This is a genomic window from Mycobacterium sp. DHQP2018-32-09, from assembly GCF_058148405.1.
The window spans coordinates 55,340-78,018 of the sequence record NZ_JBYVYK010000019.1 but is presented as its reverse complement, the minus strand read 5'-3'; the positions used below and the strand labels follow the sequence as shown (position 1 = coordinate 78,018).

At 70.8% G+C, this 22,679-nt stretch carries 22 protein-coding genes; 13 read left to right on the top strand and 9 right to left on the bottom strand.

What is annotated here, in order from left to right; genetic code table 11:
- Positions 1 to 17: 17 nt before the first annotated feature.
- On the top strand, positions 18 to 788 hold the full coding sequence (locus AC30CM_RS11740) for an SDR family NAD(P)-dependent oxidoreductase (protein ID WP_490117040.1): 771 nt from the start codon (positions 18 to 20) through the stop codon (positions 786 to 788).
- Here the strand turns inward: AC30CM_RS11740 and AC30CM_RS11735 are convergent.
- Together AC30CM_RS11735 and AC30CM_RS11730 are read right to left on the bottom strand one after the other, a co-directional pair.
- Positions 785 to 1,570 carry an enoyl-CoA hydratase/isomerase family protein gene (locus AC30CM_RS11735; protein ID WP_490117039.1) on the bottom strand — a complete coding sequence of 262 codons (786 nt, stop codon included), beginning with the start codon at positions 1,568 to 1,570 and terminating at the stop codon, positions 785 to 787. The genes AC30CM_RS11740 and AC30CM_RS11735 overlap by 4 nt on opposite strands.
- Positions 1,571 to 1,579: 9 nt before the next feature.
- On the bottom strand, positions 1,580 to 2,245 hold the full coding sequence (locus tag AC30CM_RS11730) for a TetR family transcriptional regulator (protein WP_490117038.1): 666 nt from the start codon (positions 2,243 to 2,245) through the stop codon (positions 1,580 to 1,582).
- Between the two features lie 71 nt (positions 2,246 to 2,316).
- Here AC30CM_RS11730 and AC30CM_RS11725 point away from each other — a divergent pair, with 71 nt between their 5' ends.
- The 3 genes from AC30CM_RS11725 (at position 2,317) to AC30CM_RS11715 (ending at position 6,363) form a co-directional block, all read left to right on the top strand.
- Positions 2,317 to 3,393 (top strand): ferredoxin reductase, encoded by a 1,077-nt coding sequence (locus AC30CM_RS11725; RefSeq protein WP_490117037.1) that lies wholly within the window; start codon positions 2,317 to 2,319, stop codon positions 3,391 to 3,393.
- Between the two features lie 25 nt (positions 3,394 to 3,418).
- Positions 3,419 to 4,597, top strand: coding sequence for a fatty acid desaturase family protein (locus AC30CM_RS11720; RefSeq protein ID WP_490117036.1), 1,179 nt, complete (start codon positions 3,419 to 3,421; stop codon positions 4,595 to 4,597).
- A 329-nt stretch (positions 4,598 to 4,926) separates the two neighbouring features.
- A complete protein-coding gene (locus tag AC30CM_RS11715; protein WP_490117035.1) occupies positions 4,927 to 6,363 on the top strand; it encodes a hypothetical protein in 1,437 nt (478 codons plus the stop codon).
- A gap of 13 nt (positions 6,364 to 6,376) precedes the next feature.
- On the opposite strand, the gene nei2 is transcribed toward AC30CM_RS11715, so the two are convergent.
- Positions 6,377 to 7,147, bottom strand: a complete 771-nt coding sequence (gene nei2, locus AC30CM_RS11710) for an endonuclease VIII Nei2 (protein ID WP_490117034.1) — start codon at positions 7,145 to 7,147, stop codon at positions 6,377 to 6,379.
- A 153-nt stretch (positions 7,148 to 7,300) separates the two neighbouring features.
- Here nei2 and AC30CM_RS11705 point away from each other — a divergent pair, with 153 nt between their 5' ends.
- From AC30CM_RS11705 to AC30CM_RS11665, 9 genes are read left to right on the top strand one after another with little or no spacing between them, the layout of a single operon-like run.
- Positions 7,301 to 7,822: an MSMEG_0572/Sll0783 family nitrogen starvation response protein gene (locus AC30CM_RS11705; RefSeq protein ID WP_490117033.1), complete on the top strand. Its 522-nt coding sequence runs from the start codon at positions 7,301 to 7,303 to the stop codon at positions 7,820 to 7,822.
- Positions 7,779 to 8,723 (top strand): carbon-nitrogen hydrolase family protein, encoded by a 945-nt coding sequence (locus AC30CM_RS11700; protein WP_490117032.1) that lies wholly within the window; start codon positions 7,779 to 7,781, stop codon positions 8,721 to 8,723. Before AC30CM_RS11705 ends, AC30CM_RS11700 begins: the two co-directional genes overlap by 44 nt.
- On the top strand, positions 8,716 to 9,012 hold the full coding sequence (locus tag AC30CM_RS11695) for an MSMEG_0570 family nitrogen starvation response protein (protein WP_490117031.1): 297 nt from the start codon (positions 8,716 to 8,718) through the stop codon (positions 9,010 to 9,012). Before AC30CM_RS11700 ends, AC30CM_RS11695 begins: the two co-directional genes overlap by 8 nt.
- Entirely contained in the window at positions 9,006 to 10,262 is a 1,257-nt protein-coding gene (locus AC30CM_RS11690; protein ID WP_490117030.1) for an MSMEG_0569 family flavin-dependent oxidoreductase, read from the top strand. The genes AC30CM_RS11695 and AC30CM_RS11690 overlap by 7 nt, the downstream gene beginning before the upstream one ends.
- On the top strand, positions 10,259 to 11,332 hold the full coding sequence (locus AC30CM_RS11685; RefSeq protein ID WP_490117029.1) for an MSMEG_0568 family radical SAM protein: 1,074 nt from the start codon (positions 10,259 to 10,261) through the stop codon (positions 11,330 to 11,332). The genes AC30CM_RS11690 and AC30CM_RS11685 overlap by 4 nt, the downstream gene beginning before the upstream one ends.
- On the top strand, positions 11,329 to 12,726 hold the full coding sequence (locus tag AC30CM_RS11680; RefSeq protein WP_490117028.1) for an MSMEG_0567/sll0787 family protein: 1,398 nt from the start codon (positions 11,329 to 11,331) through the stop codon (positions 12,724 to 12,726). The genes AC30CM_RS11685 and AC30CM_RS11680 overlap by 4 nt, the downstream gene beginning before the upstream one ends.
- 10 nt (positions 12,727 to 12,736) lie before the next feature.
- Entirely contained in the window at positions 12,737 to 13,561 is an 825-nt protein-coding gene (locus tag AC30CM_RS11675; protein WP_490117060.1) for a carbon-nitrogen hydrolase family protein, read from the top strand.
- A 3-nt stretch (positions 13,562 to 13,564) separates the two neighbouring features.
- Positions 13,565 to 14,662, top strand: coding sequence for an MSMEG_0565 family glycosyltransferase (locus tag AC30CM_RS11670; protein ID WP_490117027.1), 1,098 nt, complete (start codon positions 13,565 to 13,567; stop codon positions 14,660 to 14,662).
- A 30-nt stretch (positions 14,663 to 14,692) separates the two neighbouring features.
- Complete coding sequence (locus tag AC30CM_RS11665) at positions 14,693 to 14,947, top strand: hypothetical protein (protein WP_490117026.1); 255 nt, start codon at positions 14,693 to 14,695, stop codon at positions 14,945 to 14,947.
- Here AC30CM_RS11665 and AC30CM_RS11660 read toward each other — a convergent pair.
- The 6 genes from AC30CM_RS11660 to AC30CM_RS11635 all read right to left on the bottom strand — a co-directional run bounded on the left by AC30CM_RS11660 (position 14,944) and on the right by AC30CM_RS11635 (position 22,651).
- Positions 14,944 to 15,894, bottom strand: a complete 951-nt coding sequence (locus tag AC30CM_RS11660) for an NAD(P)H-dependent flavin oxidoreductase (protein WP_490117025.1) — start codon at positions 15,892 to 15,894, stop codon at positions 14,944 to 14,946. The two genes, AC30CM_RS11665 and AC30CM_RS11660, sit on opposite strands and share 4 nt — an antisense overlap.
- Positions 15,895 to 15,916: 22 nt before the next feature.
- Positions 15,917 to 16,396 carry a DUF2834 domain-containing protein gene (locus AC30CM_RS11655; protein ID WP_490117024.1) on the bottom strand — a complete coding sequence of 160 codons (480 nt, stop codon included), beginning with the start codon at positions 16,394 to 16,396 and terminating at the stop codon, positions 15,917 to 15,919.
- 57 nt (positions 16,397 to 16,453) lie between these two features.
- Positions 16,454 to 17,218: a MerR family transcriptional regulator gene (locus AC30CM_RS11650; protein ID WP_490117059.1), complete on the bottom strand. Its 765-nt coding sequence runs from the start codon at positions 17,216 to 17,218 to the stop codon at positions 16,454 to 16,456.
- A gap of 98 nt (positions 17,219 to 17,316) precedes the next feature.
- Positions 17,317 to 21,825: an ATP-dependent helicase gene (locus tag AC30CM_RS11645; RefSeq protein ID WP_490117023.1), complete on the bottom strand. Its 4,509-nt coding sequence runs from the start codon at positions 21,823 to 21,825 to the stop codon at positions 17,317 to 17,319.
- Positions 21,822 to 21,980: a hypothetical protein gene (locus AC30CM_RS11640; RefSeq protein ID WP_490117022.1), complete on the bottom strand. Its 159-nt coding sequence runs from the start codon at positions 21,978 to 21,980 to the stop codon at positions 21,822 to 21,824. Before AC30CM_RS11640 ends, AC30CM_RS11645 begins: the two co-directional genes overlap by 4 nt.
- A 17-nt stretch (positions 21,981 to 21,997) precedes the next feature.
- Positions 21,998 to 22,651 carry a TetR/AcrR family transcriptional regulator gene (locus AC30CM_RS11635; RefSeq protein ID WP_490117021.1) on the bottom strand — a complete coding sequence of 218 codons (654 nt, stop codon included), beginning with the start codon at positions 22,649 to 22,651 and terminating at the stop codon, positions 21,998 to 22,000.
- Positions 22,652 to 22,679 lie beyond the last annotated feature (28 nt).

Here is a 22,679-nt window from a genome sequence, read left to right as displayed (position 1 = left end):
CGTGTTCTACTGGCGGCATGGATCGCTCTGCCTTCGACCGGCTCTTCGACTTGACCGACCGCACCGTCATCGTGACGGGCGGCACCCGCGGCATCGGGTTGGCCCTCGCCGAGGGCTTCGTGCTCGCCGGCGCCCGTGTCGTGGTGTCCAGCCGCAAGCTCGACGCCTGCGAGCAGGCCGCCGAACATCTGCGCGGCCTGGGCGGACAGGCGATCGGGGTACCTGCGCATCTGGGCAGCGTCGAGGACCTGGACGTCGTGGTGGAGCGCACCGTTGCGGAGTTCGGCGGCATCGACGTCGTGGTGAACAACGCCGCCAACGCGCTGGCGCAGCCGCTGGGGGAGATGACGGTCGAGGCGTGGGCCAAGTCCAACGAGGTGAACGTCCGCGGGCCGGTGTTCTTGACGCAGAAGGCGTTGCCGCACTTGCGGCGCAGCCCGCACGCCGCCGTGCTCAACATGGTCTCGGTGGGGGCGTTCCTGTTCGCGCCGAGCCTGTCGATGTACGCCGCGGGCAAGGCTGCCCTGATGTCCTACACCCGTTCCATGGCAGCCGAATTCGCCGGCGACGGCATCCGCGTCAACGCGATCGCGCCGGGGCCGGTGGACACCGACATGATGCGCAACAACCCGCAGGCGGCCATCGATCACATGGTGGGCGGCACGCTGCTCAAGCGGCTGGCGACGGCCGACGAGATGGTGGGCGCGGCGCTGCTGTTGTGTTCGGATGCGGGCAGTTACATGACGGGGACGGTCGTCATCGTGGACGGCGGCGGGACGCCGCGCTAACCCCGCGGGCGCTGGGTGAAGGCCAGGGTGGCCGCGCGCAGTTCACCGGAGGTCGACGCCAGGATCTGGCTGCGGTTCTCGACGTGCAGCGCGGCTCGCAGGCTGGGGGCCTCGAGGTTGGCCCACAGCACCTGTTTGGTGGATTCGACGCCGAAGGTCCCGTAGCCGCACAGGGTTTCGGCGATCGCGAGCGCGTCGTCGATCACCGAGCCCTCGGCCAGGCGGGACACCAGCCCGATGCGCAGCGCCTCCTCGGCGTCGACGGTGCGGGCTGTGAGGATGAGGTCGAATGCCTGGCCGGCGCCGACGACGCGGGGCAGGGTGTAGCTGACGCCGATGTCGGCGCCGCCGAGGCCCAGCTTGATGAACTGGGTGCAGAACCGGGCCTGCGCGCCGGCGATGCGGATGTCGGACGCCAGTGCCAGCGCGAAGCCGCCGCCGTAGGCGGGGCCGTTGACGGCGGCGATCACGGGTTGGCGCAATTCGGTGAGCTTGGTGGTGAGTTCGGCGATGCGCTCCTGCCATCGCATGCCGCCGCGCGGCGCGTCGAGGCCGCCGGTGGCGGCGTCGGGGAACGGCTCGGTGAGGTCCAGCCCGGAGCAGAAGCCGCGACCGGCTCCGGTGAGTACGACCACGCGGCAGGTGTCGTCGGCCCGGAGGGCGTCGAGGGCGCGGTGCAGGTCCTCGACCAGCTCGTGGTTGAGGGCGTTGAGCTTGTCCGGCCGATCGAGGGTCAGGACCACGACGGCGGGGTGCGGACGGCTCGTCTCGAGGGTCGCCATGTGCTCACCCTAGGGGGTGTCGCTGCGCCACTCCGAGATGCCGACGACGATCATGCGCAGTTGTTTGACGGCGATGCGCCGGATCTCGTCGAGTGCCGCGGCGTCGTTGGCGTCCTCGACGGCTTCGGCGATCGAGATCATGGCGTTGACGAACAGCGTGGCCAGGATGTTCAGGTCCTCGCTGCTCCACTCGTTGAGCCCCGGGAAGCGGGCCAGGTCGATCGCGAGTTCGGAGGTGATGAGCCGGATCTCGGTGCGGATGGCGTAGCGCAGGACCGTGAGTCCGCTGCTGCGTTCGCGGCCGATGAACAGCCAGTTCTCGCGGCGTTCGTTGACGCTGGCGATCAGGATGTCGACGGAGGATTCGATGACGCGGTTGGGGTCGAGTTTGCCGGCGCGGGCGCCGCGCAGCATGTCTCGCAGCGCCCGGAACGACTCGTCGATGAGGACGAGGCCGAGGGCCTCCATCGACTCGAAGTGCCGGTAGAAGGCGGCGGGGACGATGCCCGCCTCGCGGGTGACCTCGCGCAGGCTGAGCGCGCTGAAGCTGCGGTTGTCCAGGAGGCGCAGCGCGGCCGACACGATGGCGCGGCGAGTGACCTCCTTGCGCTCCTCGCGTGACAGACCGTCCCGCGACGAGCGGGACGAGTGTGACTTGGGAGTACGACTGTTCACTGTGTGTGAACTGTACCACGAACAGCCGAAACCCCTTGACGATCTGCGCCCGCCGGGCGCACGGTGTACACATGTTCACTCAATCACCGACGCTCCGGCTACGCGATCGAGTGCTCCGCTCGCCGCTGGTCGAGCTGCTGACCGGACCACACGGGGTCGACCGCTTCACCGAACTCGTCGAGCCCACCTGGACCCTTTCGGACGCCCGCGCCAAGATCGTCGCGGTACGCCGCGACACCCCGCGCAGCGTCACGCTGACCCTCGAACCGAACCACGTGTTCACCGCCGGACCGGCGGTGCGCGCGGGCCAGCACGTCAACCTCACCGTCGAGGTGAACGGCCGCCGGTACACGCGGTGCTACTCGCCCGCGAACGCCGAGGGTGCCCGACACCTCGAGCTGACCGTCGGCGTACACGACGGCGGCGTGGTGTCCACCTACCTGTTCGAGCACGCCCGGCCCGGGATGGTCGTGGGCCTCGACGGCGTGGGCGGCGACTTCGTCCTGCCCGCCGTTCGTCCCAAGCGCATCCTGTTCGTCTCCGGCGGCAGCGGCATCACGCCCGTGCTGTCGATGCTGCGCACCCTGCTGGCCGAGGGACACGACGGCGAGATCGCGTTCGTGCACTACGCCCGCAGCCGGGAAGAGGCCTGCTACCGCGAGGGCCTCGACGGGCTGGCCGGCGTCCGGGTGCTGCACGGTTACACGCGCAGCGCCGACGCCGGCGACCTGGCCGGGCGCTTCGACGCCGATCACCTCGCCGCGGCCATGCCGAACCCGGACGCCGTGTTCGTCTGCGGGCCGCCCGCACTGGTCGAGGCCGTCGAGGCGCACTGCCCGCAGGCGTCGTCGGAGAGCTTCGTGCCCCCGGTCTTCACCGTGCCCGCCGAGGCCTCCGGCGGCCAGATGACGTTCACCGCCAGTGGCGTCGACGTCGTCGACGACGGTCGCTCGATCCTCGAGCAGGCCGAGGCCGCCGGGCTGCGACCCGAGAACGGATGCCGCATGGGCATCTGCCACACCTGCACCCGCCGCAAGACCGGTGGTGCCGTGAAGAACCTGATCACGGGGGCCGTGTCGGCCGCCGATTCCGAGGACGTCCAGATCTGCGTCACCGCACCGCTCGGTGACGTCGAGATCGACATCTGACCATCCCCACGAGAGGAGAACAGTCATGACTGCCATGCTCGATCGCTCCACCGAAACCACCACCGAAGCCACCACCGAAACCACCACCAGGACCCCGGCGCCCGGCGGCGTCAGCAAGTCCGTCAACGGCACGGTCATCAGCCTGAGCCCCGAGCAGGTCGAGGCGTTCGGCCGCGACCTGGACGCGATCCGCGAGCGCGTGATCGCCGACCTCGGCGAGCGCGACCTCACCTACATCCGCCGCGTCATCAAGGCGCAGCGCGGTCTCGAGGTGGGGGGGCGTGCCCTGCTGTGGGCCGGGGTCCTGCCGCCCGCGTGGATCGCCGGCACCGCGATGCTCGCGCTGTCGAAGATCCTCGACAACATGGAGATCGGCCACAACGTCATGCACGGCCAGTACGACTGGACCGGTGACCCGAGCCTGGCCAGTCGAGACTTCGAGTGGGACTCGGCCTGCCCCAGCGACCAGTGGCGGCACTCGCACAACTACATGCATCACACCTACACCAACATCGTCGGCATGGACCGCGACGTGGGCTACGGCATCCTGCGCATGAGCGAGGACCAGAAGTGGGTGCCGTACTACCGCGGCAACGCGGTGTACGCGTTCCTGCTCATGGTGCTGTTCCAGTACGGGGTGGCACTGCACGAACTGGAGACCGAGCGCATCCGCGCCGGGGAGATCACCATCGCCGACAAGCGGGAGATCCTGGCGGGCATCTGGAAGAAGGTGCGACGCCAGACCCTCAAGGACTACGTGGCGTTCCCGCTGCTGTCGGGTCCGTTCGCGCCGTTCACGTTCGCGGGCAACATGACCGCGAACCTCATCCGCAACGTCTGGTCCTACGCCATCATCTTCTGCGGACACTTTCCCGAAGGCGTGCAGGAGTTCTCGATCGAGGAGACCCAGAACGAGTCGCGCGGGCAGTGGTACTTTCGGCAGCTGCTGGGTTCGGCGAACCTCACGGGCGGCAAGCTGTTCCACGTCCTGAGCGGCAACCTGTCCTTCCAGATCGAACACCACCTGTTCCCCGACATCCCGGCCCATCGGCACGCCGACATCGCCAAGGAGGTCCAGGAGATCTGCGAACGCTACGGTCTGCCCTACAACAAGGGTCCGTTGCCCAAGCAGTTCGCCACGGTGGTGCGCAAGATCATCACGCTGGGCCGCAAGCCCGCCACCCAGGAGGCGTCGGCCGCGTGAGGCGACGCGGCGGGTGCGCGGCGTAAGTCGACTGACAATGAGCGTTTCCCCTAGCTCGGTTAAGTAGCTCCCAGCAGGTCAGCGACGTGGCTTTGCTGCCAGCTAGTTGGCATCGCAAGGGACCCGGTGGCGTTCCCTGCAGAATCCTGTGAGTCCTTCCCGCAACGCGTCGTCGACGACGTACGTTTCAGTGCGTCAGCAACGATGCTGCATCGGGGGATGGTCGACAGGGGGGCCAATTAATGCATGCTACAAAGTCATACGCCCGCGCCGGGGTGGCGATGATGGGGGCCGGCGTCATCGTCGCCACGTCCGCGATGAATCCGGCAGTGGATCTGGCAAAGGATCAGCGCAGTGCGCAGGTGCGGCTGGCCGCGGTCGTCGACGCGGCTCACCTCGCTCAGACGCAGGCCGTGGGCCAGGCGCTGCGCGCGTTCGACCCGGTAGCTGCGTTGCAGGCATTCGTGCAGGGCACGCTGCTGGCGTTCGAACGTCCGGGGCCGGTGCCCTACACGCCGGTCGGCGATCCCGTCGACGGCGTCGCGCACGTCGGCGAAGGTGTCGCCGCCACGGGTCTGCGCGCGGGTGCCGCCGTCGTCAGCCTGGCCGGTGGCGTCGGCGCGCTGTTCCAGGCGGCGTTGGCCGGCGATGGCGCAGCAGCGCTCGAGGCGTTCGTGACCAACGTCGTCGACGGCCCGCTGTGGGTCGTCGACCCCACGCTGTATGCGCTGCGGGACGCACTGCCCGCCCCCCTCGGCGGCGCGGGCGGCTTCATCGAGACGGTCCGCGACCAGATCTGGCGCGCCGCACAGGAGGTCAGCGGCGGGCTGTTGGATCCGGCCGGGGTCGTGCGTGACTTCGTCGACGGCACGCTGCTGGCGTTCCAGCGTCCGGGGCCGGTGCCCTACACCGCACCCACCGGGCCGCTCAACGGCGTTGCCCTGGTGGCGCAGGGGGCCGTCGCCTCCGGGATGCGGTTGGCCATGGCGACCGTGACCCTGCCGCTCGGATTCGTCGACGTGCTGCCCCAGATCGTCGCGGGCAATGGTGCGCAGGCGCTTTCGGCGTTCCTGGAGAACGTGGTGGACGGCTCGCTGTGGATCGCCGATCCGGCGCTGTACGGACTGCGCGATGCGCTGCCTGCGCCGTTCGGCGGCCCGGGGGCGCTCGTCGAGAACCTGCGCAATGCCGTGTGGGCCGCCACCGAGCAGATCAACGCGGCCATCGGCCAGATCTTGGGGGTGGCGCCGGCCGCCGCGGCATCGAGCGCCGCCATGGCCGGTGGCGCGTCCGAGGCCTCGGATGCCGCGGCCATCGCGGCCGTGCCCGCTGCGCGGGCACGGCTCGTCGCCATCGGCACCGGCACGTCGACCGTCGACGACACCGGATCGGTCGCCGTGCAGGCGCCGGAGGCCGAGGAGCCGGCGGCCGCGCAGGCCGAGGATCAGCCAGCGGTCGAGAAGCCCCAGGAGCAGTCGGCGGTCGAGAAGCCGAAGGACGTGCCCGCGGCCGAGAAGCCGAAGGACGAGCCCGCGGCCGAGAAGTCCACGGAGCAGCCCACGGCCGAGAAGCCGAAGGACGAACCGAAGGGTGGGAAGTCCGCGACCGACGACGTGCGTACCGCCGACCGATCGGGAGTCAAGAGCGCCAAGCCCAGCAGCGAACCGGTGAAGCCCGTCAAGCCCGCTACGCCCGCCAAGTCGACCGACGACAAGCAGGCCGACACGGACTCGTCGTCGGACGGCCCCTCGGGCGGCGACGCCTGACGCGAAGATCAGGTCAGGTCTGACAGGCCGGACACCAGAACGAGATCCGCTCGGTGCCGACGACGTCGGCCCGGTCGGACTCGATGGTGGTGCCGCACCGGCGGCACGGCCTCCCGACCCGGCCGTAGACCCAGAGGTCGCGGCCGGGTCGGGTGTCGCCGGTGGTGGTGCGGTTGACGCGGGAACGGTTGAGCCACAGCATGTCCCGGGCTCGCTGTACCACCCGCAGCGGGTCCTTCACCTGCTGCACGGGCGTCGCGGGGCGGTGACCGAACACGAAGCACAGTTCGTTGGCGTAGACGTTGCCCACGCCCGCCATGACCCGTTGGTCGAGCAGCGTCTCGGCCAGGGGCCGGTCGGGATCCGCCACCAGGGACTCGGCGGCCCGTCGAGGCTCCCAGTCGCCGCCGAGCAGATCCGGGCCCAGGTGGGCCACCGCGTCCATGTCACGATCGCGCGGCAGGATCTCGAGGACGCCCAGATCCACGCCGGCCGCGCGAGAATCGCTCGTCTCCAACAGGATTCGCACCTTGTACTCGGGCACCCGGCGGATCTGGCCGCCGACGAGCCAGGCGCCGTCCATCTTCAGATGCGAGTGGATGCTGGCGTCGCCGGCCCGGATGAACAGGTGCTTGCCGCGGCTGAGCACCTCGTCGACCACGCATCCGGTGAGGTCGACGGTGGCGAACGTCGGCACGCGCACGTCGCAGCGGGTCAGCGTGCGGCCTTCGAGCGCCTCGCGCAGCTTGGCCGCGGTGCGGTAGACGGTGTCGCCTTCTGGCATGCCGCCACGGTACCCCGGACGGGTCGGCACGTTACGCCGGCGTTTCGGGTGTGAGCCACCGATAACGTGAACGTAGTCCGCCGATGACCAGCCCGTAATCCGGCCGGACTTTGATCGAGGTGACCGCTCGACCTCGAAACCTGGAGCCCCGCAATGGCGTTTGACGACACGATCACCGAGAACATCAAGACCTCGCTCGCCGAGATCCCGCATCCTTCGTTGCCCAAGGGGTCCAGCATCTACGGCGGCACCAAGATCTTCCCCGACTACCAGGCCGAGGAGGGGGAGTCCTACTTCACGCTGGTGCACGGCATCGCCCACGAGTCCTCGGTGAGCTTCGTCGCCGTGCTGCAGGCCACCCGGGCGTTGCGCAAGGGCTTCGACTCCGCCCTGTACTTCTACGGTCCCGGTGCCATCAACTGCCTTGCGACCCGCGGCTTCCCGAAGACCGGGGATTCGGGCTTCCCGGGTGAGCAGAACATCAACGACGCCCTGGCGACGTTCATCTCCGAGGGCGGAACGGTGTTCTGCTGCCGGTTCGGCCTCGCGCTGCACGGCGGGCGGGAAGAAGACCTGATCGAGGGCGTCATCCCGGCGCATCCGCTCGACGTGCAGGACGCGCTCATCCACTATGCCCGCAAGGGCGCCATCATCAACTCGACCTACATGGTGTGACGTCGTGGCCACCACACTGGCTGCCGCGGCGGCGAACTTCACCCGGGACTTGGAACAGAACTACGCGCTCATCGAATCGCTGACGGCCCAGGCACGCGCCCGCGGCGTCGACTTCCTGGTACTGCCCGAGGCGGCCATCGGCGGTTACCTGTCATCGCTGGGCAACCACGGTGACACCGTCAAGACCACCGCACGGTCGCTTCCTCCGGCCATCCGACTCGACGGACCCGAACTGACCCGCGTGCGCGCCATCGCCGGTGACCTCCTGGTGGCCATCGGGTTCTGTGAACTCGACGACGACGGCGAGACCCGGTACAACGCGGCAGCGGTCCTCGACGGCGGGCAGATCTACGGCACGTACCGCAAGGTGCATCAGCCGTTGGGTGAGGGCATGTCCTATTCGGCCGGGTCCGACTACGGCGTCTTCGACACGCCCGTGGGCCACGTGGGTCTCCAGATCTGTTACGACAAGGCGTTTCCCGAGGCCGCGCGCATCATGGCGCTCAAGGGTGCGCAGATCATCGCGAGCTTGTCCGCGTGGCCGGCAGCGCGCACCGCGACCGCCGCCAACCTGCAGGACGATCGGTGGACCTACCGGTTCAACCTGTTCGATGCGGCGCGGGCGCTGGACAATCAGGTGTTCTGGATCGCCTCCAACCAGAGCGGTACCTTCGGGTCGCTGCGGTACGTCGGCAATGCCAAGGTCGTGGACCCGGGCGGCAATACCCTGGCCACGACGTCGCTCGGCAGCGGCATGGCCGTGGCCGAGGTGGATCTGGACGCCACGTTCCGCACCATGCGCGCCGGCATGTTTCACCTTCGCGACCGCAGACCCGACGTCTACGGGCCGGTGACCGACACCGATGACCTGCAATCGTGGCGGGAGCTGACCCATGCCTGAGATGACGTTCGACGTGCGCTGGCCCGACGGCCGCACCCAGCGGTGCTATTCACCGAGTTTGGTGATGCACGACTTCCTGTCCGTGGACGCCGACTACACCGTGTCCGACTTCCGGCGGCGCGCGACGGCGGCACTGCACGAGGCCAGTGAGCGGGTGCGCACCACGTACGGGTTCGCGTGCACGTCGGCGGCAGCCACGTCCGAGCAGATCGTCGCCACGGCGGCTCGGCACGCCGACGATGCCACCGTGCGGGTCACCGCCATGCATCCGGGTCTGGGGGAATGGTGACCGGGCACGTGGACACCGCCATCATCGGCGGCGGGCAGGCGGGGCTGTCGGTGAGTTGGTACCTGAGCCGGGCAGGCGTCGACCATCAGGTGCTCGAAGCGCACACACCCGTGCACGCCTGGGCCGACACCCGGTGGGACAACTTCACGCTGGTGACCCCGAACTGGCACTGTCGCCTGCCCGGGTACGCCTACGCCGGCGACGATCCCGACGGATTCATGACGCGCGACGAGGTGGTGGCCTGGCTCGACGGGTGGCTGCAGACGTTCACGCCACCAGTGCGCACCCATACCCGTGTGTCCCGCCTGAAGGCCGGCCGCGCAGGGGGATTCGAGCTGACGTTGCGGACCGCCGCGGGTGAAGACACCCTCGTCTGCCGCAACGCCGTGGTGGCCACCGGCGGGTATCCGGTTCCCGTGCTGCCGCCGTTCGCCGCGGCGCTGGACCCCGCCGTCACCCAGCTCCATTCCGAGCAGTACCGCAATGCCGGCCAGCTTCCCGGCGGCGCGGTCCTGGTGGTGGGCACCGGGCAGTCGGGCGCGCAGATCGCCGAGGACCTGCACCTCGCCGGACGGCAGGTACACCTGGCCGTGGGCGGGGCACCGCGGGTCGCCCGGCGCTATCGCGGGCGGGACTGCATGACGTGGCTGGCCGAGATGGGGCTCTACGACAAGGCAGCTCCCGAGTATCCCGGTGGCAAGGCCGCGATCGAGAAGACCAACCACTACGTGACCGGGCGCGACGGAGGCCGCGACATCGACCTGCGGCGGTTCGCGACGGAGGGCATGCGGCTCTACGGCAGCCTCGCCGATGGCAAGGACGCTCGACTGCGCTTCGAGCCGACCCTGCGTGCGGCACTGGATCATGCCGACTCCGTGTACGACTCGATCTGCGCGGACATCGACGCGCACATCGAGCGCGAGGGTCTCGTGGCACCGGCGCCCACGCGGTACGTTCCCGTCTGGGAACCCGACCGTGAAGTGACCGAGCTGGACCTCGCGGCGGCCGGCGTCACCAGCATCGTGTGGGCGATCGGCTACCGACCGGACTACCGGTGGATCGAGGTCAGTGCGTTCGACGGGGGTGGCCGACCGCTGCAGAATCGCGGCATCACCAGCGTGCCCGGTCTGTCGTTCATCGGGCTGCCCTGGATGCACACGTGGGGTTCCGGTCGGTTCCTCGGCATCGACGCCGACGCCCGGCACGTCGCCGAACACGTCATCGCACGACGAGGAAGGAGTGCGGCATGACCATCCCGTCACCCACCCACACGTCGACGCGAGTCGACCTCGCGCTGCTGGGTTTTCGCGGTCGACCGCCCGTGAGCCGGACGGCCGGCGCCGGCCCGAGTGCTGACGGGCACCTGGTGATCGACGGTCTGAACGCCGCGATTCCGCGCAACGACGACAGTCCGTTCGTGTTCGACGGTGCCCGCGTGCTGCGCGACGGCGAGGACACCGGCTTGGACGTCGAGGTGATCGACCGTCCTGCGTTCTACGACCTCACCACCGCCGACGGTGTGCCCTACGAGAAGCTGGCCCGGCTGCACGGTCGGAACGTGTTGGCCACCACGGTGGTACAGACCTGCGTGCGTTACGTCGAGGACCAGCGGTGTCGGTTCTGCTCCATCGAGGAATCGTTGCGCTCGGGAGCGACCACCGCGGTCAAACGGCCCGCCGAACTCGCCGAGGTGGCCGAGGCCGCAGTCCGGCTCGACGGCGTGACGCAGATGGTGATGACCACCGGCACGTCGGCGGGCAGTGACCGCGGTGCCCGTCACCTCGCTCGGTGCGTGCGGGCGGTGAAGGCGGTCGTACCCCACCTGCCGATCCAGGTCCAGTGCGAGCCGCCCGCGGATCTCGCCGTGCTCACGGAGTTGCGCGACGCCGGAGCCGACGCGATCGGCATCCACGTGGAGTCGCTGGACGACGACGTGCGCCGCCGGTGGATGCCGGGGAAGGCGACGGTGCCCATGACGGCCTATCGGGCGGCGTGGCGTGAGGCGGTGCGCGTGTTCGGCCGCAATCGGGTGTCCACCTACCTGCTGGTCGGTCTCGGTGAGGACGCTGACGAGATGATCTCTGGTGCAGGAGATCTCATCGACATGGGCGTCTATCCGTTCGTGGTGCCGTTCCGGCCGCACGGGGGCACGCTGGCGGTCGACGTCGACGGTGCCACCGCGCCCGACGCGGCGGTCGTGGAGCGGGTGTCGCGCGCGGTGGCCGGTGCGTTGCGGGCCGCGGGCATGGCCGGCGCGGACCAGCTGGCCGGGTGCGCGGCATGCGGCGCGTGCGGCGTCCTGCAGAACGTCGGGGGATGAAGGCGGTGCACACCGAGCTGTCGATCCTCGCGGGTGGGCCGCGCACCACCTCGGCCTACCTCATCGGTCCGGCCGCCGATGCGGCGCAGCTCGCGGCCTACCGGAGGCTGCGCGCGCAGGAGTTCGTCCGTACGCAACGACTCTTCGCGGGATCCGACCGCGACGACGTCGACGACGACCCCCGGACCGTCGTCCTGGTCGCGGTGGCCGACGGCGGATCCGTGCTCGGAGGTGTCCGGCTGGCTCCGGTGTGCGATCCCGACATCGGCTGGTGGACCGGCAGTCGCCTGGTGACCTCACACGCGGCACGCGCCGGCGGCGTCGGCGCCGCACTGGTGCGGGCGGCGTGCGCGTACGCCGAGGGAGCCGGGGTGCTGCGGTTCGAGGCCGCCGTGCAACGACGCCACGTGCCGCTGTTCGCCGGCATCGGATGGGAGACGGGTGGTCCGTGCACCGTCGCGGGCACCACTCACGAGCTGATGCGGTGGCCGCTACGCGGGGCGCAGCGGCTGGCCGACGCCACCAAGTCGTTCCTGGGCGACGCGCTGGCGGGGCTGCGGGCGGTGCCCGGCGGTCTCGGACCGGCCGGGTTCGTCGGCGACGACGGCGTACCGCTGCCGGGCAGCGACGTCGTGGCCGCATGTGATGCGATCATCCCGTCCATGGTCGAACGGGATCCGGAATGGGCGGGGTGGTGCTCGGTGCTCGTCAACGTCAACGACCTGACGGCGATGGGTGCGGTTCCCATCGGGCTTCTCGACGCGGTGGGAGCGCCCAACCGGTCGCTGCTCACCCGGATCCTGCGTGGTGTCGCCGCCGCGTCGGCCGCGTGGAACGTGCCGGTGCTGGGCGGCCACACGCAGCTGGGGGTGCCCGCCGCGCTCGCGGTGACCGCGCTCGGGCGCACCCGGACCCCCGTGCCCGCCGGCGGTGGCCGCATCGGCGACGAGCTTCGCCTGACGGTCGACGTCACCGGCGGATGGCGTCCCGGATACCAGGGGCGGCAGTGGGATTCGACGAGTGGCCGTACGCCTGCCGACCTCGCGCGGCTGGCGCGCCGGGTCAGCGACGCCGCACCGCGGGCGGCGAAGGACGTCAGCATGGCCGGCATCGTCGGGACCGCGGGCATGCTGGCCGAGGCATCGGGCACCGGCGTCGACGTCGACGTGCAGCAGGTGCCCCGGCCGGTGCATGTCGACGTGGGACCCTGGCTGACGTGCTTTCCCGGATACGGCATGCTCACGGTGGGCGGAACCGTTCCCGAGGCGCCCGCCGGCGTGGCGAGTGCGGTCTGCGGCCGACTGACCTCGCGCCCCGGGGTGCGGCTGTCGTGGCCCGACGGCGTGACCACCGCGGCGGTGGCGACCGGGGTGACGGGGCTGGGCAGGGCCTGACGTGACGCTCGTGTCGGTGGGAGCCGTCGCCGCGAACTTCGGCCGCGACGTCGACCGCGGCGTGGCCAAGGTGGTGGGCATCATCGAGACCGCCCGCCACGAGGGCGTGCAACTGCTGGTGTTCCCGGACGCCTGCCTGGGCGGCTACCTCGGCGACCTGCGCGCGCCGGACCCGGGTGACCAGCCGCCTGCGCTCGATCCCGACGGTCCGGAGATCGCCGCGATCATCGCGGCCGCCGGCCCCATGACGGTGTGCGTCGGATACGCCGAGGAGGCGCCGCGGGGCCGGTACAACGCCGCGATCTGCGTCTCCGGCGACGGGGTGCTGGGGACGCATCGCAAGGTGCATCAGCCCGCGGGCGAGGGACTGGCCTACCTCGCCGGGGACGGATTCGGCGCCTTCGACACCCCCGTCGGTCGCCTCGGCATGCTGATCGACTACGACAAGACGTTCCCCGAGTCGGCCCGCGCGCTGGCGCTCGACGACGCCCAGATCATCGCGGCGCTGTCCGCCTGGCCGGCCAGCGTCACCGACCGGGCGTCGCGGCTGCCCGCCGACCGGCAGGCGCGGCTGTTCGATCTCTACGACTGCGCTCGCGCGGCCGAGAATCAGGTGGTGGTCGTGTCGTCCAACCTCACCGGGGTGATGGGGGCACTGCGCTTCCTTGGACAGGCCAAGGTGGTGGGACCCGGTGGCGACGTGCTGGCAGGCACCGGGTCGAAGGGGGGACTGGCCAAGGTCACGCTCGACGTCGACGCCGAGATCGCGCGGGCCCGAAAGGTGTTGAACCACCTCGCCGAACGGCGTACCGACGCCTATGGGCCCAGGGGGTGAGACGTGCGCATCGCGTTGCTCACCTATTCGACCAAACCGCGCGGCGGCGTGGTGCACACGCTGTACCTGGCCGAGGCACTGGCCGATCTCGGGCACCAGGTGACGGTATGGTCGCTGGCCCGCCGCGGCGATCGCGGCTTCTTCCGCGACGTCGCCCAGACCGTGCGGGTGCGGCTGGTGGACTTCCCGGATCGCGACGAGACCGTCACCCAGCGGATCGTGCGGTCGATCGAATTGTTGGGCAGCGCCTTTCGCCAAGAGTCCGCCGACTTCGACGTGGTGCACGCCCAGGATTGCATCAGCGCCAACGCCGTCGGCGCCTGCGTGCGCACCATCCACCACCTCGACGAGTTCACGACGCCGGTGCTGGCCGAGTGCCACGAGTCGGCCGTGGTGCGCCCCTATGCCCGCATCTGCGTCTCGGCGGCGGTGGCGGCCGAGGTGTCGGCCCGCTGGCAGCTGCACCCCACCGTCATCCCCAACGGTGTGTGCGCCCAGCGCTTCGTCGACGCGGCGGCGGCGACGCCGGCCGCCCACGCCGCCCGCGCTCGCTGGCAACGGGAGCTGGGTCGCTACGTCCTGGCCGTCGGCGGCATCGAGCCGCGCAAGGGCACCCTCGACCTCGTGGAGTCGTTCGCGTTGCTGCGCCGTCGGTGTCCCGACGTCGCACTGGTGATCGCCGGTGGCGAGACGCTCTTCGACTATCGCGACTACCGCGCGGCGTTCGATGCGCGGTGCGCCGAACTCGGGGTGGCGCCGATCATCCTCGGCGCAGTGGCCGACGCTGAGTTGCCCAGCCTGGTGGCCGCGTCGACGGCCTTCGCGTTCCCGTCGACGAAGGAGGGCTTCGGCCTCGCCGCCATGGAGGCACTGGCTACCGGCCGGCCGGTGGTCGCACGCGACCTGCCCGTGCTGCGCGAGGTGTTCGGGTCCACCGTGGTGTACGCGCGCACGCCCGCCCAGTTCAGCGCACGGTTGGCGCAGGCCGTCGCCGGCCACGTGTCGGCGACCGGTGGGCGCGCGCTCGCCGAGTCGCTGACGTGGGAGGCGGCGGCCCGCGCGCACGTCGAGTTCTATCTCTCACACCCGCGGATCGTTTGACGCGCGGCCGCAGCGGATACCGCAGTGCACATGTCCGAGCAGACCAACGCCGATCACGTCGAGAACGTCGCGCCGGGCGACGTCGTCACGCTGGACCACGGAGAGCGCACCGGCACGTACCGGGTGGTGCACGTCGATGCGGGTGACCCGAACTACCTGCTGACGCTCGAGACCGACGGCGGCGAGACGTTCGACCTGGAGCTGCCCGCGCAGGCCATCGTCACGCGCACGCTGGAGTCGAAGTGGGAGTCGCCTCAGAGCCCGACGCCGCACTCGGGCGACTAGCGGATGTCGATGGCGCGCAGCGCGCGTTCGGCGTCCGCGACCAGCCGTCCCACCAGCGGACCGGCATCGTCGAGATCGTGGATCAGGTCCACCGCCTCGCCCGCCCACACCGGGAGGTAGTCGGGATCGCCGCGCTGGACGCCTGCGGCGTATTCCGCCTTGGCGGCGGCGTCGAAGCGCAGCGCGTCCTCGTGGTCGTGCCAGCGGTCGGTGAACGCGTTGCGCAGCGTGCGCGCGGTGAACCGCCGCGGCCACGGGGAATCGTTGACCACGTCCAGAACGCGGTCACGCGTGGTGCCCGCCGCCGTGGCCGCGACGACGGCCGCGGCCTCGTACTCGCTGACCAGCGCCTGGCGCGTCGCCTCGAACCGCGTGCCCAACATCGCGCCCGAGGCGCCGAGAACCAGCGCGGCCGCCAAGCCCCTGCCGTCGGCGATGCCGCCCGCAGCCACCACCGGAACGTCCCCGGCGAGGTCGACGACGGCGGGCACGAACGGCAGCGTGGCACGTCCCTCCCCGTGGCCGCCTGCCTCGGCGCCTTGGACGACCACCGCGTCGGCGCCGACGTCGAGCGCACGACGGGCATCGTCGAGCGTGGTCACCTGCACCAGCAGCGGGATGCCCGCCGCCCGTACCGCGGGGGCGAACGGCGTCGGGTCGCCGAAGGACAGCATGATGGCAGCCGGGCGCTGCGCGATCACCCAGTCCACCGTCGCCTGGTCGGCTGACCAGCTCAACAAACCTACGCCCCAACGCTTTTCGGTCGTGGTGCGGGCCAGCGAGACCTGGCTTCGAAGCCAGCCCAGGTCTCCGCTGCCCACCAGGCCGAGTCCGCCGCCCTCGGCCACCGCGGCGGCCAGCGCGCCCCCGGCGACGTCGCCCATCGGTGCGTTGAGCACGGGGTGCTCGATGCCCAGCAGCGCGGTGAGTGCGGTGTGCAGACCCATGCCTGCACTGTAGGCACGTGCGTCAGGCGCTGACGAGCGCGGCATCCTGGTGGCGGTGCTGGCGCACCACGACCGCGAAGTAGAACGCGTACGCGAACGCGCAGCTGGTGAACAGGCTGGAGACGAAGAACAGCCATGGGCGCCGGATGCCGCGTCGGTACCCGTCCCACACCGTGAACAGCGGGAGCAGGATCACGTTGATGATGGTGTAGTCCTGACTCGCCGACGCCGCCGCGGGATTGGCGTATCCCAGGGCGATGAACTGCTGCCAGCTGCCCGGTCCCCAGAACGGGTTGCCGCCTGCGACGGCGTATTCGGCGACGAAGCGGTGGTTGAAGTAGTAGCCCAGCGCGATCGAGGCGACGCCCACGACGTAGAGCGCAACCTCCATCGCGGACGCCGGCGGACCCGCCGCGGGCCGCCGGAAGATCTGCGGGTTGGCCCGGACGATCCAGGCGACGACGGCCATGCCGAGGGCCAGGTGGACGGCGAGCGAGACCATGCGGGCAGTATGGGCGGCCGAGGGCGATGTTTCGTCAAATTTGACGAAACATGGGGTTCAGCCGCGCGCGGCCCGGTCGGCGTTCGCGTGGATGGCGTCGTGGCAGAAGGTGGCAAGACCGGGGAGCCCGAAGGATTCGTCATAGGTCGCGACGTACCGCGGATCGCCGACGTACTGATCGCCCAGGCAGCGGTGAAACGACGGCGGGCAGTCGTAGAACCAGCGCTCGACGTGACGCCGGTGACGCTCCGCGGCATCCATCGCCGCGTCCGAATCCGCGGGCAGCCCCGCACGGAACGCGTCGGCCAGCGCCTTCTCGATCGCCTCGCCCTCGGCCTTGAGCTGGAGCCACTCCGCCTTGCCGTACGTCTTCGTGCGGCGTTGCGACTCCTGCCACTGCGGGGTCTCGCCCCACCGCTGCTCGGCCTCGGCCTGATAGTCGTCGAAGGTGTCGCCGAACAGGTCGCGCATGTCGTCGTGAGTCATCGGGGTGTTCGTCATGGCCTTCTCCAATGCCTGATCGATGGCCTCGACGAGCGTGGTCAGCTCGTCGAGTTGGGCTGCGACACGGTCGCGCTGGCGGCGCAGGTGGCTGACCTCGTCGCCGCCGGTCAGCAGCTCGGCGATCTCGTCGAGGGACAGCTCGAGGCGGCGGTAGACGATGATCTGGGACAGCCGCGTCAGGTCGGCGTCCGTGTACACCCGGTACCCGGACGTCGTGCGCCGGCTCGGCGTCAGCAACCCGACGTGGTCGTAATGGTGCAGCGTCCGCACCGTGATTCCGAAGCGCTGCGCGACCTCGCCGACCGTCAGCTCGTCCATCCGCACCTCCTGCGTCACACCGCCGTTGTCCCGCATCACCCCGCCGAGTGTGGTCCCTGACGCGGTGTGAGGGTCAAGTGGCTGGCCGAGGCCGCTGGTCAGCGCAGCCGCAACCCGCGGGGCGTCCGCGAGAACCCCGCCGCCACCAGCGCGTCGGCCACCGCCGCGTGCTCGGGGGTGGGGCTCAGCACGGCCTCGCCGTTGACCTTCTCGACCAGCAGTAACTGCAACCGCCCCGCACCCACCAGGTCGACGAGCGCCACCGCGGCCGCGCGCTGGGCCTCGGCGTCGTCGGAGTACGACAGCAGCGTGCGACCGCCCCGCTCGAGGAACCACGTCAACTCGCCGTCGACCAGCACCACCAGGGCACCCGCCTTGCGGCCGGGCCGATGGGTGCCCTGCGCGGGCCACGGCAGCGCCGCGCCGTACGGGTTGGCGGGATCGGCGGCGGCCAGCACCACCGCCTGGTATCGGCGCGTCTCGGCGTCGACGTCGTCGAGGTAGGTGCGGAGCCGATCGACCGTGGAGGCCACGGCGAACTGCGCCCCACCCAGGGACTCGACGAAGTAGCCGCGCTGGCAGCGACCAGCCTCCTCGAACGCGCTGAGCACCTTGTAGAGCATGGCGAACCCGCCGGTGACGTCCTGGGCCGAGCCCTTCGTCAACACGCCGTACCGGGTGAGCAGCAGCTCGGCCTGGAAGCTGCTCCGGATGGTCGAATCGGGTTCTGCGGCAGGTAGCGCCGACCATCGCCCGGCGACCGTGGGATCGGTCTGCCGCGTCTGCGCGTGGGCGACGCTGTAGCGCGACAGGCGCGGCGGGCGCTTGCGCTGGCGGTGCGCCCCGCCGCGACTGCGGGTCCCGCCCAGGATCGCGCGCACCGGCGCGAACGTGTCGCCGGTGACCCACCCTGCCCAGATCAGTTCCCACAGTGCCTGTTTCACGCTCTCGTCGGTGCCCGCCGCACTGAGCTGCCGGAAGAAGTACGCCCCGCCCCCCGACAGGGTGTCCATGATCTCGCGGTGGGTGTCGGTGAACTCGATCTCGGCGGGCGCGGCCAGCGTCAGCGGCGCGGCGTCGGCCGCGTGGAAGGCGATCCACCCGTCCGACCCGGCGATGGGCCCCGCACCCGACCAGGTGACCTCGCCGGAGGCCAGCAGCTCGTCGAGCATCGCCGGCTGGTAGTCGCGCACGCGTTGGGCGAACACCAGGGGTTCGACGGCCGACGCCGGCATCGCGACGCCCGACAACTGGTCGATCACCGTGGCGAGCCCGTCGATCCCGGAGTTGCGGGTGGAGCCGACGTGCTGCCACGCAGGCAGGAACCGCGCGAACGCCGCGGTGCTGACGGGCTCGACCTGGGCGCGCAGCGCCGCCAGCGAGCGGCGCCGCAGGATCTTGAGTACGTCGGCGTCACACCACTGTTCGCCGCCGCCGGGCAGGTCGGTGAACTCGCCCCGCACCAGCTTGCCGTCGACGGCCATGCGGCCCAGCACGTCGGCGGTGACCCGCAGTCCCAACCCGAAACGCGTCGCCGCGTCGGCGGTGGTGAAGGGGCCGCGGGTGCGCGCGTAACGGCCGACGAGTTCGCCGAGCGGGTCGCGGACGGTCTCGGTGAAGGTCGCGGGCACGCCCACGGGCACGGCGATGCCGACGCCGTCGCGCAGTAGACCCATGTCCTCGATGGCGACCCACCACGTCTCGCCGGCGAACGACACCTGCCACGCCCGGCGGGCCGTGCGCAGGCCCTCCAGCCAGCCGCCCACATCGTCGGCCGTACACCGTTGCGCCACTTCGGCTTCCGTGAGTGGGCCGAGCAGTCGCAGCAGGTCGGCGACCCCCTCGGCGTCGCGCGCCGCCCGGTCCGGAGCCAGGTGCTGCAACTGGGCGACGGTCGACTCGATGACGCGCGGATCCAGCAGGTCGCGCAGTTCCACGCGGCCCAGCAGCTCCGAGAGCAGCACGGTGTCCAGCGACAGCGCCGCGGCGCGCCGCTCGGCGAGCGGGCTGTCGCCCTCGTACATGAACGCGCCGACGTAGCCGAACAGCAGCGAGGCCGCGAACGGTGACGGCGTCGCGGTCTCGACCTCCAGCACGCGGACGCGCCGATTGGCGATGCGCGTCATCAGCTCGACGAGCGTGGGCACGTCGTAGACGTCCTGCAGACACTCGCGCACGGTCTCGAGCACGATGGGGAAGTCGGGGTACTTGCGGGCGACGTCGAGGAGCTGTGCGGCGCGCTGGCGTTGGTGCCACAGCGGGGAGCGTTTGCCGGGGTGCTTGCGGGGCAGCAGCAGCGCGCGGGCCGCGCACTCCCGGAACCGCGAGGCGAACAGTGCCGAGCCGCCGACCTCGGCGGTGACGAGCGGCTCGATCTCGTCGGCGTCGAACACGAACAACTCGGCGCCCGGTGCCACGTCGTCGGTGTCGGGCAGGCGCACGATGATGCCGTCGTCGGAGGCGGTGGGCTTCTCGTCGATGCCGTAGCGCTCCCGCAGCCGCCGACCCACCGCCAGCGCGAGCGGACCGTGCACGCGCAAGCCGTAGGGGGAGTGCAGGATGACGCGCCAGTCTCCGAGTTCGTCGCGGAAGCGCTCCACCAGGAACGTGGTGTCGGTGGGCACCGTCCCGGTGGCCTCGCGCTGCTCGGTGAGCAGCTGATGCAGGTTGTCGGTGGCGAAGTCGTTGAAGCCCATCGTCGCGCAGCGCTCGTCGAACTTCTCGCGCGGCAGTACCGCGAGCTGGCCGGTGAATTCGCCGATGGCCGCGCCGAGTTCGGCGGGGCGTCCCACGCCGTCACCGCGCCAGAACGGCAGGCGGGCCGGTTCGCCGGGCGCCGGGATCACCAGGACGCGATCGTGGGTGATCTCGGTGATCCGCCAGCTGGTGGCGCCGAGCGAGATGACGTCGCCCGGCCGGGACTCGTACACCATCTCCTCGTCGAGTTCCCCGACGCGGGAGGGCTTCTCGGTGTCGGCGTTGGTGGCGAGGAACACGGCGAACAACCCGCGGTCGGGAATGGCGCCGCCGGAGGTGACGGCCAGCCGCTGCGCCCCGGGGCGGGCGGTGAGGGTGCCGTCGTCACGGTCGTAGACCAGGCGGGGGCGCAATTCGGCGAACTCGGTGGACGGATACTTGCCGCTGAGCAGGTCCAGCGTGGCCTCGAAGGCGCTGCGCGGCAACGTGGCGAAGGGGGCCGAGCGGCGCACGACCTCGAACCAGCGGTCGGCGTCGACGGGTTCGAGCGCCGCGGCGGCGACGGTGTGCTGGGCCAGCACGTCGAGAGGGTTGGCGGGCACGCGCAAGGTCTCGATCTCGCCGGTGAGCATGCGCTGCACGGTGACGGCGCAGTCGATCAGGTCGGTGCGATGCTTGGGGAACAGCACGCCCCGCGACACCTCGCCCACCTGGTGTCCGGCACGCCCGACGCGCTGCAAACCGCTGGCCACCGACGGCGGCGCCTCCACCTGGATCACCAGGTCGACCGAACCCATGTCGATGCCGAGTTCGAGGCTCGAGGTCGCGACCACGGCGCGCAGGCGACCGCTCTTGAGGTCCTCCTCGACGATGGCGCGCTGCTCCTTGCTGACCGAGCCGTGATGCGCCTTGGCCAGCAGGGGTGCGGCTCCCGACGCTTGACCGCTGCCCATGACGTGGGCCGGTGCGCCGCCGCCCACCTGCGGGTTGTGGCCTTCGGGCGCCTCGAGGCCCAGGCGCTCGGCGTGGATCTCGTTGAGCCGCGACGTCAGCCGCTCCGCGAGCCGCCGGGAGTTCGCGAAGACGATCGAGCTGCGGTGCGACTCGATGAGGTCGACGATGCGTTCCTCGACGTCGGGCCAGATGGTGTTGTTCTCCAGGTTGGCCATGTCGGGCACCGGCACCTGGACCGCGAGGTCCCACGTCTTGCCCGCGGGCGGGGCGACGATCGTGGTGGGCGAAGCCCCCGACAGGAACCGGGCGACCTCTTCCGGCGGGCGCACCGTGGCCGACAACCCGATGCGCTGCGCCGGCGTGCCGAGCAACTGGTCGAGCCGTTCCAGCGACAGGGCCAGATGTGCGCCGCGCTTGGTGCCCGCGACGGCGTGCACCTCGTCGACGATCACGGTGGTGACGTCGGTCAGCGACTCGCGGGCCGCCGAGGTCAACATGAGGAACAGCGACTCGGGGGTGGTGATGAGGATGTCCGGCGGCTTGCTGACGAGTTCGCGCCTGCGGGCGGGCGTGGTGTCGCCCGAGCGGACGCCGACACTGATGGCCGGGACGGGGGTGCCGAGCCGCTCGGCCACCCGGGTGATGCCGATCAGCGGGGTCGACAGGTTGCGCTCGACGTCGACGGCCAGCGCCTTCAGCGGTGACACGTAGAGCACGCGGGTGCCGGGCCGGGGTGCCTGCTCACGCGGCGGTTCGGTGGCCAGCCGGTCGATGGCCCACAGGAACGCCGCCAGCGTCTTGCCGGATCCGGTGGGCGCGATGACCAGCGTGTCGTCACCCTTGGCGATGGCCTGCCAGGCCTGGGCCTGGGCGGCCGTGGGCTCGGCGAACGTGCCCGTGAACCATTCCCGGGTGACGGCGCTGAACGGCGCCATGGGAGATGGTGCGGAGGTCATCGGTCCATGGTGCCCGGCACCCCCGACAAATCCATGGTGCCCGGCACCCCCGACAAATCCATGGTGCCCGGCACCCCCGACAAATCCATGGTGCCCGGCACCCCCAACGAATCCACGGTGCCCGGCACCCCCGACGAACCAGTCGAACTGGTCATCCCGGCCGCCGCCCGGGTCAGCGGTGGTCCGGGGACACCGCGGCGGCCAGCGCGTCCGGGATGCCGGGCACGCGGGCGATGGCGTCGAGCAGCGCGTGGGCGCAGGAGTCGGCGAGTCGCCCCGGGTCCAGCGACGGGTCCAACACCCGCTGCCGGCACAGCTCGAAGGTGAACGCCAGCCAGCCGTAGACGATGACCCGCAGGTCGCGCTCCAACGTGGCGTCGAGCCCGGGACCGACGGCCTCGGAGATGCGGGTGGCGATGCGGTCGGCCTGGCGGTCGTTGTCGATGTCGTCGATGCCGCGCAGCACCGGATCGGTGCGGACCATCCCCATGTAGGCGGCCCACGCGCCGTGCGGATGCGCCTCGTCGTAGCGCACGTAGGCCAGCACACCGGTGCGCAGTTGGTCGAACAGGCTCTGACCCGGCTGGGGTGGGGTGTTGGTGGCCTCGAACAGGCGCTCGGCCTCGGCCCGCACGACGGCTGCGAAGAACGCCTTCTTGTCCGGGAAGTAGTGGTACATCAGCGCGCGCGAGACGCCGGCCCGCTCGGCGATCTCGTCGATGCGCACCTCGTCGTAGGGGCGCTGCCCGAAGACCTCGGCACCGAGCGCGAGCAACTCGTTGCGGCGGTCGTCGGGGGACAGCCGCCGGCGCGCTGGTTCGGCCATGCGGGTCATCCTAGGGTGGGTGTCCCCG